Here is a 17,260-nt window from a genome sequence, read left to right on the forward strand (position 1 = left end):
ATATTTAGAATATTATTTTAGATATAAATACAGATAGAACAGCTATTGATAGGTAGTTTTTGGAGATTTGATAGGATAGTTTTTATCACAATCTTTATTTTGATGTATTTTTATCTCTAATATACTTCCTTTGTTTTTATGGAAGATTTGGGATAAATTGGGTATCTTTATGATAAAAAAAGATGTAGCAATGAGAGATATTCTAATAAAATCTAGTCAGATTTATTACCAATTTTTAGCCCAAAATGATCTAGGACTTGAAAATATAAAGATTGTAGATTTTAGTATTTCTGGAAACGAAGTTTATTTTTCTCTAAAAAGCAAATTGTTTAATGTTGAAAGTCTCATTTTAAGGATTGGTAAGAGTGATTTTTTTATAGGAAATGATAATGTAGGAGCGAAATATTATGATGAAAAATTAAATATTTTGTGTCTAGAGGTTGATGAAAGCATATGTGCTAACCTTAAAAAAATAAAAAAACAAGAAATCTCTCTTTTAAGTGATTTAAAATTTTTAGTTAAAAGTGTAGAGGATTTTTTTTCGCAAGGCAGTAAAATTTCACTACCAAATCAAATCAATGAACTTAAGCCTAGTATTTCAAAAGAAGCAACTTTGGAGCAGGGTTTTGCGATTGAGAATATTTTTTCTCATCCTATTTCCTACGTTTGGGGACCTCCAGGTAGTGGTAAAACGCAAGTTGTTTTATTTGAATCTCTTTTAAATTTTATTTATGCTGGAAAAAAGATCTGTGTTCTTGCTCCTACAAATAATGCGTTAGAACAGGTTTTGAAAACTCTCATCAAAAAATTTGACAAACTTGGGTTAAATCGAGAAAAAATATTACGTTTAGGGATGCCAACAAACTCATTTTTGACTGATTATATAGAGGTTTGTGATCCAAATATTTTGAAAAAAACCACCCCATCGAATCTTTTTAACTTTGATATTAATACGAAAGATAGACTCAAGGAATCTTTGCTTGTTGGAATGACTGTAGATGGTTTTATCCGTAAATACAGAGCATTAGATATAAAATTTGAGCATATTTTCTTAGATGAATGTGCTTTTACTCCTCTTATCAAAGCTTGTGCATTGTGTGTAGATAATACGCCACTTACATTTTTAGGAGATCATAAGCAATTGAGTCCAATTTGCGAAATGCCACAAAAAGATATCGCTATAGGAGATAATTTTTATGCTAATTTGTGGAATTTATCCGCTCTTAATCTAGAAGAATTTATTTCAGGTGATGCTTTAGATAAGAGTAATCCAATTTTTAGTAAAACACAATATCAAGAAGTTTTTTTTAAAAATATCTGCGTTCTTAAATTGACTAAAACTCATCGGTATGGAGATAATCTAGCAAAAATCTTAGATGAATATATTTATAAAAATGGACTAAGAGGAACTGATGAACATACTGAACTCTTTTATATAGATAGTAAGTCTAGCACAAAAGATGAAAAGCATACTAATATTTCTGAAGCTAGGAGCATATTAGAACTATCTAGGCTTCTTCGAGGTACAGATTACGCTATTCTTACACCATTTGTTAGGCAAAGAAAATATATGATTGAGATCGGGATACCTAGAGATAGAGTTTGGACAATTCATGGTTCGCAAGGTCAAGAGTTTGATACAGTTGTTTTCTCTCCTGTTGGTTTGCATTACCATCTTACCGATTCTTATAATTTCAAAGCATTACATGCATTGAATGTTGCTGTGAGTAGAATCAAAAAACGATTGATTATTGTGTGTGATTATGAATTTTGGAAAATGCAGCAAGGACAATTTCTGAAAAATATTCTTGATATTTCTAAACCATTTGATAAGGTAATACGTTTAAGTTTATGAACTGATTTCGCCATATTTATAATAAGCTGCACAAGCACCCTCTGAACTCACCATGCAGCTTCCTAGAGGATTTGTAGGTGTGCAAGATCTTCCAAACACTTTGCATTCAGGAGGTCTAGCAATTCCTCTTAGAATATCACCGCAGCGACAGGCTTTGTTGTCTTGGACTGAAGTTTTACTTAAGATACCATCAAATAGTATTTCGGCGTCAAAATACGCATATTCTTCTTTTAGCTTTAGAGCAGAATGTGGAATATTCCCCAATCCTCGCCATTGGAACTCCTCTCTTGGAGTCATAAATTTTTCTATTAGTTTTTGAGCCTTTGTATTACCTTCCATATTTACAATACGAGAATATTGTATCTCAATTTTAGGTTCATTATGGATGACCTGCAGAACTAGTTTTAAAATGCTTTCCATCATATCCACAGGCTCAAAACCGCTTACGACGGTGGGAATTTGGTGGTGTTCTAAAATAGGTTGATAAATTTTAGCTCCGGCGATAACGCTGACATGAGAGGGTGCAATCAAGGCATTGATTTGACAATCCTTGTGTGAAAGAATTGCTTCTAAGGGAGGAGGAACTAAAACATGATTGATATGAAAAAAAAGATTTTTTATTTTCAGATCATAAACCCGTTGCAATAAAGAAGCAGTCATTGGAGTGGTCGTTTCAAATCCAATTGCAAAAAAAACTATTTTTTTGTTAGGATTTTTAGATGCAATTTCTATGGCTTGTAATGGAGAATAAATAAAACGAACATCCTTTCCATTAGAACGAGCATCTTGAAGGCTTCCCCTTGAGCCTGGAACCTTCATCATATCTCCAAGTGTAAGCAAAATCGTATCTTGAGCACATGCGATATCATATGCTTGATCAATTCTATTCTTGGGCATAATACATACAGGACATCCTGGACCGTGTATAAATTCTATATTTTTGGGCAATAATCTGCCCAATCCATAACGCATCAATGTGTGTGTATGTCCTCCACAAACTTCCATGATATGAAGTTTATTTGGCAACTTAGAAGCTATATTTTTAATTTGTCGAGACAGTGCTAAGATAGTTTGTTTATCCCTAAAGGAGTCGATAAATAAGGAGTCATTAATCATGATGATTTCTTTTTGTATATTTATACTCGATATTCTTCATCAACATATTCATCTTCCATTGATTCTATCATTTGTTGGTATAGTTTGATAGATTCCAAAGCATCTTCTTCATCTATTTTGCTCATTATATAACCAATATGCAGAAGAACATATTCTCCAATACTAACTTCTTCATCCATTAGATCCAAACTCGCCTCACGTTGAACGCCTAGTGTTTCTAATGTTGCTGAATTGGTTTCTTTATTGATAGCAACAACCTTGGAGGGAATAGCTAAACACATTTTATCTTCCTTTTAAAACGAGTGTTTGGAATAATATCCTTGTTTTTTATTGTTTATAATAAAATCTTTGAATTTTTCAAGACTTTTTTTGTCTTTGCTATTAGTTAGAAAGATTGGAACATCGGGTTTAAGTTTTGCCATATCTTCTTGAACTTGTGAAACTCTAAAGCCAAAGTAATCAATCATATCGGATTTGCTGATAACCACAACATCTGCACATAAAAACATAGTAGGATATTTCAGAACTTTATCATCACCTTCAGGAACAGAAAGCAAAACAATATTAAGTGCTGCTCCTAAATCATAACTAGCTGGACAAACCAAGTTTCCAACATTTTCGATTACGAGATAATCTGCATTCTGTGTTGCTCCTTTATTTTTGAGTTTTTCGTAAGCTTTTTCGACCATACTTGCTTCAAGATGACAAGCTTCCCCCGTAGCGATTTGTTCGGCAAAAACCCCTTTTTTTATAAGCCTATCTGCATCACGATTTGTTTGAAGATCTCCTTCTACAACACAGAATTTGAAATCATTAAATTCAGATAAACTTTCTAATAAAGTTGTTTTTCCACTTCCTGGAGAACTCATTAAATTGATGGTATAAAGCCCCTCATTTTTGTATTTTTCTCGTAATTGTTTTGCTTTGAGATCGTTTTTGCTTAAAATCTTTTCTACGATCTGAACATTTTTTTTATTTAAATTTGGATTATTTTGCAGTGATTGCTCTCGTGTATTCATTTATGCCACCTTCTGTCAGTTTATAATGCCTATTATACTTTTTGCATTTAAATATTTAGAATCACACCAAAGTTGCAAGAAGTCCAAATCTCCCTGTAGTATGATCTCTTCGATAGGAAAATAAGTCCATCTCACAACAAGAGCAGATTGGTAAAACCTCTATATTCTTAGATGAAATATTAGATTGTGTGAGTTGATCATTGAGTAATGCAATCAAGTCAAGTCTGTATTTTGAGTTATCTTTAATGATATAAGATTTTTTGAAAGACATAGCAAGATTTTCACTGACCTCATAGCAACATTTTCTAATGGAAGCCCCCACAAATACAAGCATATTTTTGGTTGTTGCTCCATATGTTTGAATCATCTTATCAATAGTTTTAGGAATAATAGATTTTACTAGACCTTCTCTTCCTGCGTGGATTAATCCAAAACATCGGATGTTTTGATCATAGATTAATATAGGATTGCAATCTGCTATCATAACCATACAAGTTACATTTTCATTTGCACATATCATCGCATCTGCAGTTCCCACAAAACCATGCTTATAATCTTTTTTCTCTATATCTAGGATAATATCACTATGTATTTGATCTATCCACAAAAGCTTTTTATCACTGTGGAAGATATTTTGAATAATTTTTCTATTTTTATGGACATGAGATATTTTATCTCCTACATGATAGGCAAGATTCAAGCTATCATAAGGTTGAAGACTTTTGCCTCCATATCTTGAGGTTAGGGCAAAATTAATATTTGTATTTTTAAACAAGGGGCTGTTTGCACTTGAATAAAAGATGGCTTGATTGTCAGACATTTAGAAATTCCTTTAAAATGGATGATTTATTTAGATTTATTTTAGCATCAAAACAATAAGTGCAAAACCAATAGAGCAAAAAGTTTTAAAACCAAACAAGACTTGAAGTTTGGGTATTTTGGATATTTGACAAGAAAAACTCTTATAATTTGCTATAATTTTTTTAGATAATACTTAGATCAAGGATGTTTATGAAAAAAATCGTAGTTATTTTACTGTCTTTAGGGGCTTTGCTTATCTTGATATTACTTGGTGTGGGGTATAAGCTTAGCTCTGAGTTTAGATCTAAATTGCAGATGAGCTTGAATGATTCGATGATAAAAATAAATGATGAATTCAGTAAAAATAATACCGAAGTTAAATTTCAACCTTTTGTATGTTCTGGTCTAATAGGCTATGAGTGTGTGAGTAAGAATATTGAGATTATCCAAAAAAATACTCAAGAAAAATTGATTGGGTTCAGTGAAGCCACATTAAGCTTAGAAGGTCTCAGAAGGGATAGCCTAGAGTTTTCTCTTAGTTTTCCTAACCTTTCTTTGGATTTTATTGATAAAGAGCTTAAAGAAGACGATAAACATAAAGTTTATGATATTTTTAAACCAAGATCTTTGGTTTGTAATCAGAAAAATAGAGTTTTGGACAAAAAAACTGGAGAAATACAAGCACAAACAAAATGTAATATTACAACTAGCGTTGCTTCCTATGAGATAAATGGTATTGAGAGGATAAAGAGTGAAAAGTTTGTTGATAAGGCGATTCTAAAATCACTTCTTCAATACTATTCATTCGCATTTGATCTAAAAAAAGAATCCATAAGAAAACCACCCATGTTTTATGAGGCTATTGATAGCATCTCCTATCAGATCAATTCCAAAAATCTTAAAGAATTTTTATATCCAATTGTCCAGCAGTATTATCAACAAAAACATCAAAGTTCCCATGAGGAATTTAGTGATAAAACTTATGAGTTTGTAATTGAAAACTTTAAAAATCTCACAGGTTTAATACTGGGAGCTACGGGATTTTTGGGTAGTCCTTATCAAGATGGCATACTTCAGTTTGTTGATGGCATTGGGAGGATGGCTACAGGAAATGCTTCAGGGGTAAAGATATCACTAGTTCCAAAACAAGAAAAAGCACCTTATTTTAATTTGTCTTCAGATATGTTGCTTAACATTGAGCATCAAGGGACGCAACAAAAAATATTTGCAAAAATATTTAACAACTATGATTTAAAAACACAAATCATTCCTTATGAAACAAAATAGAAATAGTAAAAAAGGCAGAGGCGGTCTAAAAAGAGTTTTAAATGCTTTATTTTATTCTAGAGACGGTTTTTTGAGTGCTTGGATAGATGAAGCTGCTTTCAGACAAGTTTTTATTTTGGCAATTTTTTGTATTTTTGGAACTTTTTTTATTTCTTCATCTTGGGAAGATAGAATGTTGTTAATTATACCACCTGTGCTTTCTGTTGTGGTAGAACTCATAAATACCGCGATTGAAAATGCGATTGATTTTACAAGCTTAAAATCTCACCCTCTAGCAAAAAAGGCTAAGGATATGGGAAGTACCGCACAATTTGTAGTGTTGGTTTTTTGGGTCTGTGTTTGGGGGAGTTTCTTGTGGTGTAAATATGTCGTTTGAGAGATTAAGCAAAAATAAGTTAAAATGTCTAGGAAGTAATCAGAAATAAAACGGAGTAGTGATGGATAATTTGTTGGATAATACAAGCGTAGTGGATGTAAAGATTGATGATTCTGTCAAGGAGAGTTACCTTGATTATTCAATGAGTGTTATTATCGGACGTGCCTTGCCTGATGCAAAAGATGGATTAAAACCTGTTCATAGGCGAATTCTTTATGCGATGAGTGAGCTTGGATTAACCTCAAGAGTGGCTTATAAAAAAAGTGCAAGGATTGTAGGGGATGTTATTGGTAAATATCATCCGCATGGAGATACTGCTGTATATGATGCACTCGTAAGAATGGCGCAGGATTTTTCAATGAGGCTTGAGCTTGTTGATGGACAGGGAAACTTTGGTTCTATTGATGGCGATAATGCTGCTGCGATGAGATATACAGAAGCTAGAATGACTCAAGCAAGTGAAGAGATTTTGAGAGATATAGATAAAGATACTGTGGATTTTGTTCCAAATTACGATGACACACTAAAAGAACCCGACGTTTTACCCAGTCGTATTCCAAATCTTTTGGTTAATGGATCAAGTGGCATCGCAGTTGGTATGGCAACTTCAATACCCCCTCATCGGATAGATGAAATCATTGATGCACTCATTTGTGTGATTGACACTCCTGATGCCTCCTTGGAGGAACTGATGGGTTTTGTCAATGGTCCTGATTTTCCAACAGGTGGAATCATATTTGGAAAACAAGGAATTATAGAGGCTTATAGAACAGGGCGAGGCAGGATAAAGGTAAGGGCAAAAGTCCATATTGAAAAAACAAAGACCAAAGATGTGATTGTTATAGATGAAGTTCCTTATCAAACCAATAAGGCAAAGCTAGTTGAGCAAATAAGCGAACTTGCCAAGGATAAAATCATCGAAGGTATTTCAGAAGTCAGAGATGAATCTGATCGCGAGGGAATAAGGGTTGTTATTGAACTAAAAAAAGAAGCAATGAGCGAAATTGTACTTAATCATCTGTATAAATCTACTACAATGGAATCAACTTTTGGAATCATTCTTTTGGCAATCAACAATAAAGAACCAAAAATATTCAGTCTTTCTGAATTGCTCAATCTGTTTATATCTCATCGAAAAACTGTTGTGATCCGCAGGACGATTTTTGAATTGGAAAAAGCCAAGGCAAGAGCTCACATTCTCGAAGGACTCAAAATCGCACTTGATCATATTGAAGAAGTTATTAAACTTATTCGTGCAAGTAAAGATGGTGATGAGGCAAAAAATGGCTTGATGGAAAAGTTTGGACTCTCTGAACTTCAAAGTAAGGCCATTTTAGAAATGAGATTGCAGCGTCTTACAGGTCTTGAAAGAGATAAAATTGAACAAGAGTATGCTGAATTATTGGCACAGATTGAAAAACTTAATGCAATTCTAAAAAGTGAAGATGAGCTCAAACGAATTATAAAAGCTGAACTTTTGGAGGTTAGAGAAAAATTTAGCTCACCTAGAAAGACACAAATAGAAGAAGATTACGATGCAATTGACATAGAAGATTTGATTCCAAATGAGCCAGTGGTAGTAACAATGAGCCATCGTGGCTATGTTAAACGCGTACAGCTTAAAACATATGAAAAACAAAATCGTGGAGGTAAGGGTAAAATATCTGGAAATACTCACGATGATGATTTTATTGAATCGTTTTTTATTGCAAATACTCATGATACGATTATGTTTGTAACAGATAAAGGACAATTGTATTGGCTTAAGGTTTATAGAATACCAGAAGCAGGTAGAACAGCTATAGGAAAGGCTGTTGTGAATCTTATCAATCTCTCAGCAGATGAGAAAATTATGGCAACGATAACAACAACAGACTTTAATAGCGATAAGTCTTTAGTATTTTTTACTAAAAATGGTATTGTAAAACGAACAAATCTCAGTGAATATAGCAATATTAGAAGTGTAGGAGTACGTGCCATCAATCTTGATGATGGAGACGAGCTTGTAACGGCAAAAATAGTAGATAAGGATGTCAAAGAATTATTTATTGCAACATATCAAGGAATGTGTATTCGTTTTGATGTTAATGATGTTAGAGAGATTGGCAGGGTTTCTAGAGGTGTTACTGGTATTCGATTTAAGGCAAATGAAGATTTTGTTATTGGTGCGACAACTATTACTTCAGATACTGATAAACTTCTCACTGTTAGCGAACAAGGTATCGGTAAACAAACTTTAGCGGGTGCATATCGTTTGCAAAGTCGTGGAGGCAAGGGGGTTATTGTTATGAAACTTACCTCAAAAACAGGAAAACTCGTAAGCGTTGTGAATGTTAATGATGAAAATATGGATTTGATGGTGCTCACGACAAGTGGTAAAATGATACGCGTTGCTATTGAAGCTATCAGAGAGGCAGGAAGAAATACTAGTGGAGTAAAAATCATCAATGTTGGGGCTGAAAAAGTTGCTTATGTGAGTCGCTGTCCTAAAGAACTTGTAGATGAAGAAGATATTAACGAGGATAGTTTGGAAACAGAGTAATGCCAAAAAAGTTGGTTTTGTTTGTGATAGGAATGTTAGTTGCAGGTTTGTATGGTTATGATTTACAGACTTGGAAGACTAATCCACCTCCCTTATCACTCGATTCTTTTCCTTTTTTGCCCCAAATATATTCTTTTTCTAGTCCCCAAGAGCCATTTAATCCGCCATTTTTGCCTCCATTGAAAACCTATAATAATGATTATTTGGAGGGAGTTTTACCTCAAGTTTTACCCACAGATTTCTTATCTCCTGAAGCTCTGAATGCGGAAATATCTCCAAAAACTGAAAAAAAGGAATTTTTAATTTCTTATGAGTTATACATAAAAGATGGGATTGCTAAAGGTGAGCGTTATAATATTTCAGAGCCTATCAAAAGTCGTATAAATAGCACTAGATACGAATTTGATTATCAATGCAGAATTGATACTTATATTGGAGATTTTTTGGGAGATGATGATGAGAGTTATGCTTTAAAAGTTATTTTAGAAGCAAAAAAAGATGCTGTCTTAGAGTGTCTTTATAAAAGTGGAGTGAAGGTCAGGGATGATAGTTTTATTAATCATTTACAAGCCACTAGCAAAACAACACTCTTTCTTCCTGCTAGATCGGTTCAAGCATATTTGGATAATAGCTTTTTGATATTAGAAGTTTATAAGGAGAAAAAATGAAGGTTGCCATTGTTGAAGATGATATTAATATGCGCAAAAGCTTGGAATTATTTTTTAGCGATAATGAAGATATTCAGATAGTTAGTTTCAAAAATCCCAAAGATGCCCTAAAAGTGCTTGATGATAGTTTTAATTTAGTGATTACTGATATCAATATGCCACAAATGGATGGATTAGAGTTTTTAAGAACACTTAATGGTCGATATGAAGCGATAGTGATTACAGGAAATGCAACATTAAACAAAGCAATTGATTCTATTAGATTAGGAGTGAAGGATTTTTTCCAAAAACCATTTGAGCCTGAACTTTTATTAGAAGCCATCTATCGAAGTAAAAAACTCATCGAATTTCAAAAAAATCATCAAGAGAGTCCAAATACGATTCAAATTAAAGATAAATCAAAACAAACCACTGATTTTATAGCAACCTCAGAAGCATTGCAAGGGGTCATAAAGGTAGCTCAAAAAGTTTCACTCACTGATGCGAGTGTCTTGCTTTTAGGGCAAAGTGGGGTAGGAAAGGAAGTATTTGCTAAATTTATTCATAAGAATTCTCCAAGAAAACAAGCTCCATTTATAGCTATCAATATGGCAGCAATACCTGATCATTTGTTAGAATCAGAACTTTTTGGTTATGAGAAAGGAGCTTTTACTGACGCAAGCACATCAAAAGCAGGTCTTTTTGAATGTGCAAATGGTGGGAGTGTATTTTTAGATGAAATAGGAGAGATGCCATTGGTTCTTCAAAGTAAATTGCTCAGAGCAATTCAAGAAAAGGAAATTACAAGGCTTGGAAGTGCAAAAAACATAAAAATAGATGTCAGATTTATTTCTGCTACTAATGCAAATCTTGAACAAAAAGTCCAAGACGGTGATTTTCGAGAAGATCTTTTTTTTAGACTTCAAACCGTTCCCATCCATATTCCTCCGCTTAAAGACAGAAAAGAAGAAATTCTTCCTCTTGCGGAATGGAAGCTTAAAAATGTGCTAGAACAATATAATTTTCCAAAGAAAACTTTTTCTCCTGGAGCAAAAAACAAAATGTTAGAATATGAGTGGTATGGAAATATTAGAGAGCTTTTATCTGTAGTTGAGAGGGCTACAATATTAAGCGAAGGAAAGTTTATAGAAGAAGAGGATTTATTTTTAGAAAGCAGAAATCCCAAAAAAAACTCTTCTAAAATAGCTACCCTTGAGATTGATTTAATCAAAGAGGTATATAAAGACTGCCAAGGCGACCTTGTAAAGAGTGCTGAAATATTGGGAATGAATTTGGATATGCTCAAACATAAGATTGCTAAATATGGATTGAATTTTTAGAAATATGTAGATTTGTGGGGATAAAATTCATAAAATTATGTTTAATTTATGTTATAATTAGCGTTTTTTAGAGTTCTCAAATTACTATATAACCCATATCTAGAAGGTAATATTAAATATGTCCGAAGTTATAGGCATAAAACATGATAATAAAATTTTTGATACCCAGACTGCGAAGCAAGAAGGCATTAAAGGTCAAGAGATATACTTTGATAACTCCGCAGATGCACTGTCTATAATCAGGCATTCTTGTGCCCATCTGATGGCACAAGCCATTAAAGAACTCTATAGTGATGCGAAATTTTTCGTCGGTCCTGTTGTAGATGAAGGGTTTTATTATGATTTTAAAACTAGCTCAAAAATTACCGAAGAAGATTTGAATGTTATTGAAAAGAAAATGAAAGAGATTGCAAAAAAAGCTCTTCCAATAACAAAAGAGACTATCACCAAACAAGAAGCGATCCAAAAGTTTTTGGGTGATGAACTTAAGCAGGTGGTAATGAGTAAGATACCCGGAGATAAGTTTGGCGTTTATAGACAAGGTAATTTTGAGGATTTATGTCGTGGGCCACATTTACCAAATACAAAACTCTTGCATAGTTTTAAGCTAACTAAGCTTGCAGGTGCGTATTTGGGTGGTGATGAAAAAGCTGAGATGCTTACTCGGATATATGGTGTAGCATTTGCAGATAAAGAAAACTTAAATACCTATATTCATCAGCTTGAAGAAGCTAAAAAAAGAGATCATAGAAAGCTTGGTCTTGAAATGGGTCTTTTTGGATTTGATGAAGAGATTGGTGCAGGACTTCCAATATGGCTTCCTAAAGGTGCAAGATTGCGTAGGAGAATTGAGGAGTTACTCACTAGGGCATTAATTGTAAGGGAATATGAGCCTGTAAGGGGTCCTGAGATACTCAAGAGTAGTGTCTGGAAAGTTAGTGGTCATTATGATAATTATAAAGAAAATATGTATTTTACCGTGATAGATGATGTGGAGTATGGTATAAAACCTATGAATTGCGTGGGGCATATTAAAGTCTATCAAAGTTCAATAAGAAGTTATCGTGAGCTTCCATTGCGGTTTTATGAATATGGAGTGGTTCATCGCCATGAAAAAAGCGGAGTATTGCACGGACTTTTAAGGGTAAGGGAATTCACTCAAGATGATGCACATATCTTTTGCCAACCTTCTCAAATCAAAGATGAGGTGAGTAATATTATCGATTTTACTCGTAAGATTATGGGAGCATTTGGTTTTAACTATGAAATGGAACTTTCGACCAAACCCTCAAAATCTATCGGTAGTGATGAAGTGTGGCAAGTAGCGACTAATGCCCTAGAAGATGCACTTAAGAGTAATGGTATTGATTATAAAATAGATGTTGGTGGAGGGGCTTTTTATGGTCCTAAGATAGATATTAAAATCACAGATGCTATTGGCAGGAAGTGGCAATGTGGTACGGTGCAGATTGATATGAATTTGCCTGAAAGATTTAATTTGCAATATACCGATAAAGATAATACTTATCGACAGCCAGTTATGATTCACAGGGCTATTTTAGGTTCTTTTGAGCGATTTGTAGCAATTTTGACAGAGCATTTTGGAGGAGAGTTTCCATTTTTTATTGCACCTACTCAGATTGTCTTGATACCTATTTCTGAAGAACAGATTCCTTATGCACAAGAAATTAAGAAGCAGCTTTTAAGCATAGGGGCATATGCTGAAATAATGGATAAGAATGAAACTTTGAATAAAAAAATAAGAAATGCGGAAAAACAAAGGGTTCCTATGATAGCAGTTATAGGAGCTAAAGAGGTTGAAGAGAGAATATTGTCTATTAGAGATAGGCAGTCAAAAACTCAATACCAGATACAAGAAAAGGAGTTTTTAAATATGGTAGAAATCAAAATGAAAGAGGTTAGCTTTTGAGTAAAGAAGAATTATTACTGAACGAAGAGATTGATTTTTCGGAAGTTAGATGTATAGGAGATGATGGAGAGATATTTGGGGTGATTTCTTCATCAGAGGCTCAAAAAATTGCGAATTCTAGAGGTCTTGATCTTGTCTTGATTTCACCCAATGCAACTCCACCTGTATGCAAGGTGATGGATTATGGTAAATACCGTTATCAGGCAGAAAAAAAACTCAAGGAAGCAAAGAAAAAGCAAAAGCAAATTGATATTAAAGAGATAAAACTCTCTACTCAAATTGCTCAAAATGATATCAATTATAAAGTTAAACATGCTAGAGAATTCATAGAAGAAGGCAAACATGTGAAATTCAAGGTAGTTTTAAAGGGTCGTGAAAATAGCGATCCAAAAGTTGGTTTGGTTGTTTTAGATCGGGTTAATGCAATGATGGAAGATATTGCTACACCTGAAAAAGAACCAAAGACTGAAGGTAGATATGTATCTTGGCTTTTTGTGCCTAAGAAAAAATAAACGTAATAGAATTTAATCTTATGAAAGGAGAAAAACAATGCCAAAGATGAAAACAAATCGTGGTGCAGCCAAAAGATTCAAACTAAAAAAGAATCTTATAAAACGTGGAAGTGCTTTTAAAAGTCATATTTTGACAAAAAAAAGTCCGCAACGTAAAGCTAATTTGAATGCACCCAAGTATGTTCATAGTGCGAACATTGATTCTGTAAAAAATATGCTTTGCAAAGCATAAATAATACAGGAAAGTGGCTCTCCTCTTAATAGAGGGAAAGTTTAGTCGATAAGACTTGCACCTAGTAATAGGTTAAGGAGAAAAATATGAGAGTAAAAACAGGTGTTGTTAGAAGAAGAAGACACAAAAAGATTTTAAAACTCGCTAGAGGTTTTTATAGCGGTAGAAGAAAGCATTTTAGGAAAGCCAAAGAACAACTTGAAAGAAGTATGTATTATGCTTTTCGCGACAGAAAACAGAAAAAAAGAGATTTTCGAAGTTTGTGGATTGTAAGAATTAATGCAGCTTGCAGAATTAATGACATCAGTTATTCTAAATTTATGCATGGTCTTAAGTTAGCAAACATTGATTTAGACAGAAAGATTCTTGCAGATATGGCAATGAATGATCCGACTGCATTTGCTAAAATTGTGCAGAGTGCAAAAAAATCCCTCTAATCCCTACAGATGACTATGATTAAATCATAGTCCTTTTTCTTTATATAAGACTTATTATTGTGTGGTATAGATAAGTAAAAGCAAGAATCTAGGAGAATTCAAGCTGTTTTCTTACGTGTCCTTGGCGTAGATACTTTTGTTGTGGTGGGAGACTTTTTGGACAATAAGACAATTCTCCATACAAAAGAAATACTTAATGTAACAAGCAAGATCTTAAAGAGCATTTCGCTTTGGGTATGAATACTTTCAAATTCTGGAGTAGCAGTATAAGCGGCCCCCATATTTTGTGCCTCGAGAATAGCAGGAGTGTAATAAAGTGAAAAAAGAAATATAAGCAAAATACTCAAAATATTGATTCCTAAAAGAATAATGGAGGGTTTAATTGTAGATTTAAATACCGATAATTCATAAATGATAATAATGATCGCTGTAAAATTCAACAAATAATTAAGTTTAATAAAAATTTGTGTCATCAAGATGCCAGAATCATATTGGGTGATACCTAAGCTAGGGAGATAACTGTAAGCATTAAAGATAATAGGGGCAACAACAGCTCCAGAAATTATCATCGCACCAATACAAGCACCTATTAACCAAAGATATATAGCACTGATTAATTGAATAAGGGAAGTCAATTTATTCATTAAAACTCCTGTAAAAATAAGTATAATCATACCAAAAGGAGCATAAAATGAAAATATTATTCAGTCCTTCTGAAGGAAAAAATCTTACAAAAATTATTTCAACAAAAGATAACTTTGAATTTTTAGACGCTTTGCCACTATCCACAGATATTGTAAAAGATAATTTTTTGCAATATTTAGAAATTCTCAAAGAAGATGATAATGTTATTTCTAAACTTTTTGGTACTAAAAGTCTCAAATCAAAATCACTACTTGATGAAATGACTTTATGTTTAAATATCGCAAAATCCAGCACACAGGAAGCGATTAGACTATATCAAGGAGTTGCTTATAAGGCTCTAGATTTTCCAACACTCCCAGATAATGCGCAAAAATACATTCTTGAAAATGTATTAATTTTTAGTAATCTTTTTGGAATGATTAGAGCAGGGGACAAATTGCCTTTTTATAAATATAATCAAAATTTTAAATATGGTGGATTTGGAGTTGCCCAATTCTATAAAAAACTTGCCCCGATGATTGATATATATTTAGAAAATCAAAAAGTACTTGATTTGAGAGCAGAAATTTATATAAAAGCCTATCCTCTCAAATATGAGCATACCCAGATAGAGTTCTTAAAAAATGGTAAAAAAGTGAGCCATTATGCAAAATATTACCGTGGTATTTATCTAAAAGAAATAAGTCAAAAACAATGCGATAAGTTTGAGGATATAGAGATTGAAGGATTGAAATTTGTTGACACAAAACATCATAAGAATACCACGATTTTAAGTTATGAGATTATTTCTTGACTTTTTTGAAATGATTTGGTTCAAATAGATTGATAAAATAGATGCCCAACATCGCAATTCCCCCTCCGATAATAGTATGGAGACTTGGGGTTTCGCCAAGTATAGCCCAAGAAAATAATAATGCAAAAACAGGAACTAGAAGCGTAAAACTCCCACCTCTGTTGATTCCTAATATATGCACACCTTTATAGAAAATAGTGGTAGCAAAAGTAGTAGAAAGTAATCCAACAATAAGCATACATATCCAGAATATATTCCCAAGATTTTTTGCTTCAGAAAAACCAAATATAAAAAATGATGGAAAAAAGACTATGAAGCTAAAAACTGAAGAATAAAAATTTAACGCAATAGCATTCATGTAAGATGTAGCACTTTTTGATGAAAGGGTAATCGATCCCCACAACAGTGCTGCAATGAGAAAAATCACATTAAATTGTGTAAATAAAGAAGAAATATGATTAAGTCCGAGTAAAAACCCGCCAGAGAGCAGACCCAAAAAAAGACCCACTTTTTCTCGCCTCAATAAAGTGCTATGGTGGATAAAAGTACCTACAATGGAGGCAAGTATGGGTGCTAGAGTGGTTACAATAACTCCTGCACTTCCTGCATCACCCAAAGATAACCCAACAAAAAAAAGTATTGAGTAAGAAGCATTAAATACTGAAGTGAGAAAAACTCCCTTAAAACTCTTTTTTGGTATTTTGAACGGAATTTTGAGATAAATCATTATGGGAATAAAAGAAAGTGCAACCAGTCCAAATCTTATGGAAGCGGTTTCATACGGAGATAAATATTCAACCATTATTTTAGATAGAGGCCAAGAAAGACCCCAGAATGCCATAGCAATGAGCAATAGTAATGAAAAAATAAGTTCTTTATTTTTCAATAGATTACCTTTTGTTTTGTGGCATTGATAATATCCAGAATTTCATTTTCTTCAAAACCAGCTATTATTCTTGCCTCAATATTTGGTATTTTGCCTATGATAGAAAAATTTGAAAATCTTTTTACAAATGTATTAAAAGATAGATTTGTTGTATTGGTATATTTCCACCATTTGTTTCCCTTATTTACATGTGAAATTTCATCTCTTAGAATAATTTCAAGAACTTGAATGATTTTAGATTTGATAGGATGTGAAGAGGTTTTTATTTTTTCAACTACGAAGGGATTGGCATCTAATCCCATCGCTTCAAGACCTTTATGAACTAAGCCCATGCGATCAAAAACAGAAGAGCTAGTCAATACCATTGCTTCATATAGATTATTATGAACATCAAAATCCCCATAACTAAACCCCAAATCATTGAGAATATTTTGCAACAATTTAAAGTGATTTATTTCCTGATTTGCGACTTCTAGCCAGTCTTTGTAATATTGTGTGGGGAGATTTTGAAATCTATAAGCAGCATCGAGTGCCAAATCGATAGCACTGTATTCAATATGGGCTAGAGAGTGGATTATTTTAGCTAGATTTTGGTTGCTTTGAAGCATCTTTGGACGAGATATTTTTGTAGGATGAACAATATTACAAAAACCTGCATAGGACGGATTTTTTTGATTTTTTGGCAAGTAATTATGATCCATATGATTTTTTTGATCTAAAAAATTTGAATAAAAATCTTCAAATAAGGTAAATTTATCTAATGGGTTAGGGCAAAATAAAACATTCTCAAGAGAAGAAAAAAATTCATTCATTTTTTTAGTTTCCATCGATATATCCAAAAA

At 33.1% G+C, this 17,260-nt stretch carries 18 protein-coding genes; 11 read left to right on the forward strand and 7 right to left on the reverse strand.

The genetic code is table 11. The annotated features are described in order from the left end of the window. The first annotated feature begins 169 nt into the window (after positions 1 to 169). Complete coding sequence (locus Q5I06_RS04115; RefSeq protein ID WP_305516891.1) at positions 170 to 1,855, forward strand: AAA domain-containing protein; 1,686 nt, start codon at positions 170 to 172, stop codon at positions 1,853 to 1,855. On the opposite strand, the gene hypD is transcribed toward Q5I06_RS04115, so the two are convergent. From hypD to pgeF, 4 genes are all read right to left on the reverse strand, one after another. Next, the gene (hypD, locus tag Q5I06_RS04120) at positions 1,850 to 2,968 is read right to left on the reverse strand and encodes a hydrogenase formation protein HypD (RefSeq protein ID WP_370690920.1); all 1,119 of its coding nucleotides are present in this window, start codon (positions 2,966 to 2,968) and stop codon (positions 1,850 to 1,852) included. The genes Q5I06_RS04115 and hypD overlap by 6 nt on opposite strands. 23 nt (positions 2,969 to 2,991) lie before the next feature. Further along, positions 2,992 to 3,252 carry a HypC/HybG/HupF family hydrogenase formation chaperone gene (locus Q5I06_RS04125; protein ID WP_305516889.1) on the reverse strand — a complete coding sequence of 87 codons (261 nt, stop codon included), beginning with the start codon at positions 3,250 to 3,252 and terminating at the stop codon, positions 2,992 to 2,994. Positions 3,253 to 3,264: 12 nt separating this feature from the next. Next, positions 3,265 to 3,990 (reverse strand): hydrogenase nickel incorporation protein HypB, encoded by a 726-nt coding sequence (hypB, locus tag Q5I06_RS04130; RefSeq protein WP_305516888.1) that lies wholly within the window; start codon positions 3,988 to 3,990, stop codon positions 3,265 to 3,267. Positions 3,991 to 4,051: 61 nt separating this feature from the next. After that, a complete protein-coding gene (gene pgeF / locus Q5I06_RS04135; protein WP_305516887.1) occupies positions 4,052 to 4,810 on the reverse strand; it encodes a peptidoglycan editing factor PgeF in 759 nt (252 codons plus the stop codon). Positions 4,811 to 5,001: 191 nt separating this feature from the next. Between pgeF and Q5I06_RS04140 the strand changes: the two genes are divergently transcribed. From Q5I06_RS04140 to rplT, 9 genes are all read left to right on the forward strand, one after another. Continuing rightward, positions 5,002 to 6,078, forward strand: a complete 1,077-nt coding sequence (locus tag Q5I06_RS04140) for a hypothetical protein (RefSeq protein ID WP_305516886.1) — start codon at positions 5,002 to 5,004, stop codon at positions 6,076 to 6,078. Next, positions 6,065 to 6,454 (forward strand): diacylglycerol kinase, encoded by a 390-nt coding sequence (locus tag Q5I06_RS04145; protein WP_305516885.1) that lies wholly within the window; start codon positions 6,065 to 6,067, stop codon positions 6,452 to 6,454. Before Q5I06_RS04140 ends, Q5I06_RS04145 begins: the two co-directional genes overlap by 14 nt. A gap of 61 nt (positions 6,455 to 6,515) precedes the next feature. Continuing rightward, positions 6,516 to 8,996, forward strand: a complete 2,481-nt coding sequence (gyrA, locus tag Q5I06_RS04150) for a DNA gyrase subunit A (protein ID WP_305516884.1) — start codon at positions 6,516 to 6,518, stop codon at positions 8,994 to 8,996. Continuing rightward, positions 8,996 to 9,664, forward strand: a complete 669-nt coding sequence (locus Q5I06_RS04155) for a hypothetical protein (RefSeq protein WP_305516883.1) — start codon at positions 8,996 to 8,998, stop codon at positions 9,662 to 9,664. Before gyrA ends, Q5I06_RS04155 begins: the two co-directional genes overlap by 1 nt. Further along, a complete protein-coding gene (locus Q5I06_RS04160; RefSeq protein ID WP_305516882.1) occupies positions 9,661 to 10,983 on the forward strand; it encodes a sigma-54-dependent transcriptional regulator in 1,323 nt (440 codons plus the stop codon). Before Q5I06_RS04155 ends, Q5I06_RS04160 begins: the two co-directional genes overlap by 4 nt. Before the next feature lie 118 nt (positions 10,984 to 11,101). Then, positions 11,102 to 12,913, forward strand: a complete 1,812-nt coding sequence (gene thrS / locus Q5I06_RS04165) for a threonine--tRNA ligase (protein WP_305516881.1) — start codon at positions 11,102 to 11,104, stop codon at positions 12,911 to 12,913. After that, positions 12,910 to 13,425, forward strand: coding sequence for a translation initiation factor IF-3 (gene infC / locus Q5I06_RS04170; RefSeq protein ID WP_305516880.1), 516 nt, complete (start codon positions 12,910 to 12,912; stop codon positions 13,423 to 13,425). Before thrS ends, infC begins: the two co-directional genes overlap by 4 nt. Before the next feature lie 37 nt (positions 13,426 to 13,462). Continuing rightward, a complete protein-coding gene (gene rpmI / locus Q5I06_RS04175) occupies positions 13,463 to 13,657 on the forward strand; it encodes a 50S ribosomal protein L35 (protein ID WP_305516879.1) in 195 nt (64 codons plus the stop codon). A gap of 86 nt (positions 13,658 to 13,743) precedes the next feature. Continuing rightward, a complete protein-coding gene (gene rplT / locus Q5I06_RS04180) occupies positions 13,744 to 14,094 on the forward strand; it encodes a 50S ribosomal protein L20 (protein WP_305516878.1) in 351 nt (116 codons plus the stop codon). Positions 14,095 to 14,192: 98 nt separating this feature from the next. On the opposite strand, the gene Q5I06_RS04185 is transcribed toward rplT, so the two are convergent. Further along, positions 14,193 to 14,738: a DUF4149 domain-containing protein gene (locus Q5I06_RS04185; protein ID WP_305516877.1), complete on the reverse strand. Its 546-nt coding sequence runs from the start codon at positions 14,736 to 14,738 to the stop codon at positions 14,193 to 14,195. Positions 14,739 to 14,785: 47 nt separating this feature from the next. Between Q5I06_RS04185 and yaaA the strand changes: the two genes are divergently transcribed. Further along, the gene (yaaA, locus tag Q5I06_RS04190) at positions 14,786 to 15,532 is read left to right on the forward strand and encodes a peroxide stress protein YaaA (protein WP_305516876.1); all 747 of its coding nucleotides are present in this window, start codon (positions 14,786 to 14,788) and stop codon (positions 15,530 to 15,532) included. Here yaaA and Q5I06_RS04195 read toward each other — a convergent pair. Both Q5I06_RS04195 and Q5I06_RS04200 read right to left on the reverse strand, forming a co-directional pair. Continuing rightward, a complete protein-coding gene (locus Q5I06_RS04195) occupies positions 15,522 to 16,418 on the reverse strand; it encodes a DMT family transporter (RefSeq protein WP_305516875.1) in 897 nt (298 codons plus the stop codon). The two genes, yaaA and Q5I06_RS04195, sit on opposite strands and share 11 nt — an antisense overlap. Then, positions 16,415 to 17,245 carry a ferritin-like domain-containing protein gene (locus Q5I06_RS04200; RefSeq protein ID WP_305516874.1) on the reverse strand — a complete coding sequence of 277 codons (831 nt, stop codon included), beginning with the start codon at positions 17,243 to 17,245 and terminating at the stop codon, positions 16,415 to 16,417. The genes Q5I06_RS04195 and Q5I06_RS04200 overlap by 4 nt, the downstream gene beginning before the upstream one ends. Positions 17,246 to 17,260 lie beyond the last annotated feature (15 nt).

The organism is Helicobacter cappadocius (assembly GCF_030688855.1).
GTDB classification, from domain to species: Bacteria; Campylobacterota; Campylobacteria; order Campylobacterales; family Helicobacteraceae; genus Helicobacter_J; species Helicobacter_J cappadocius.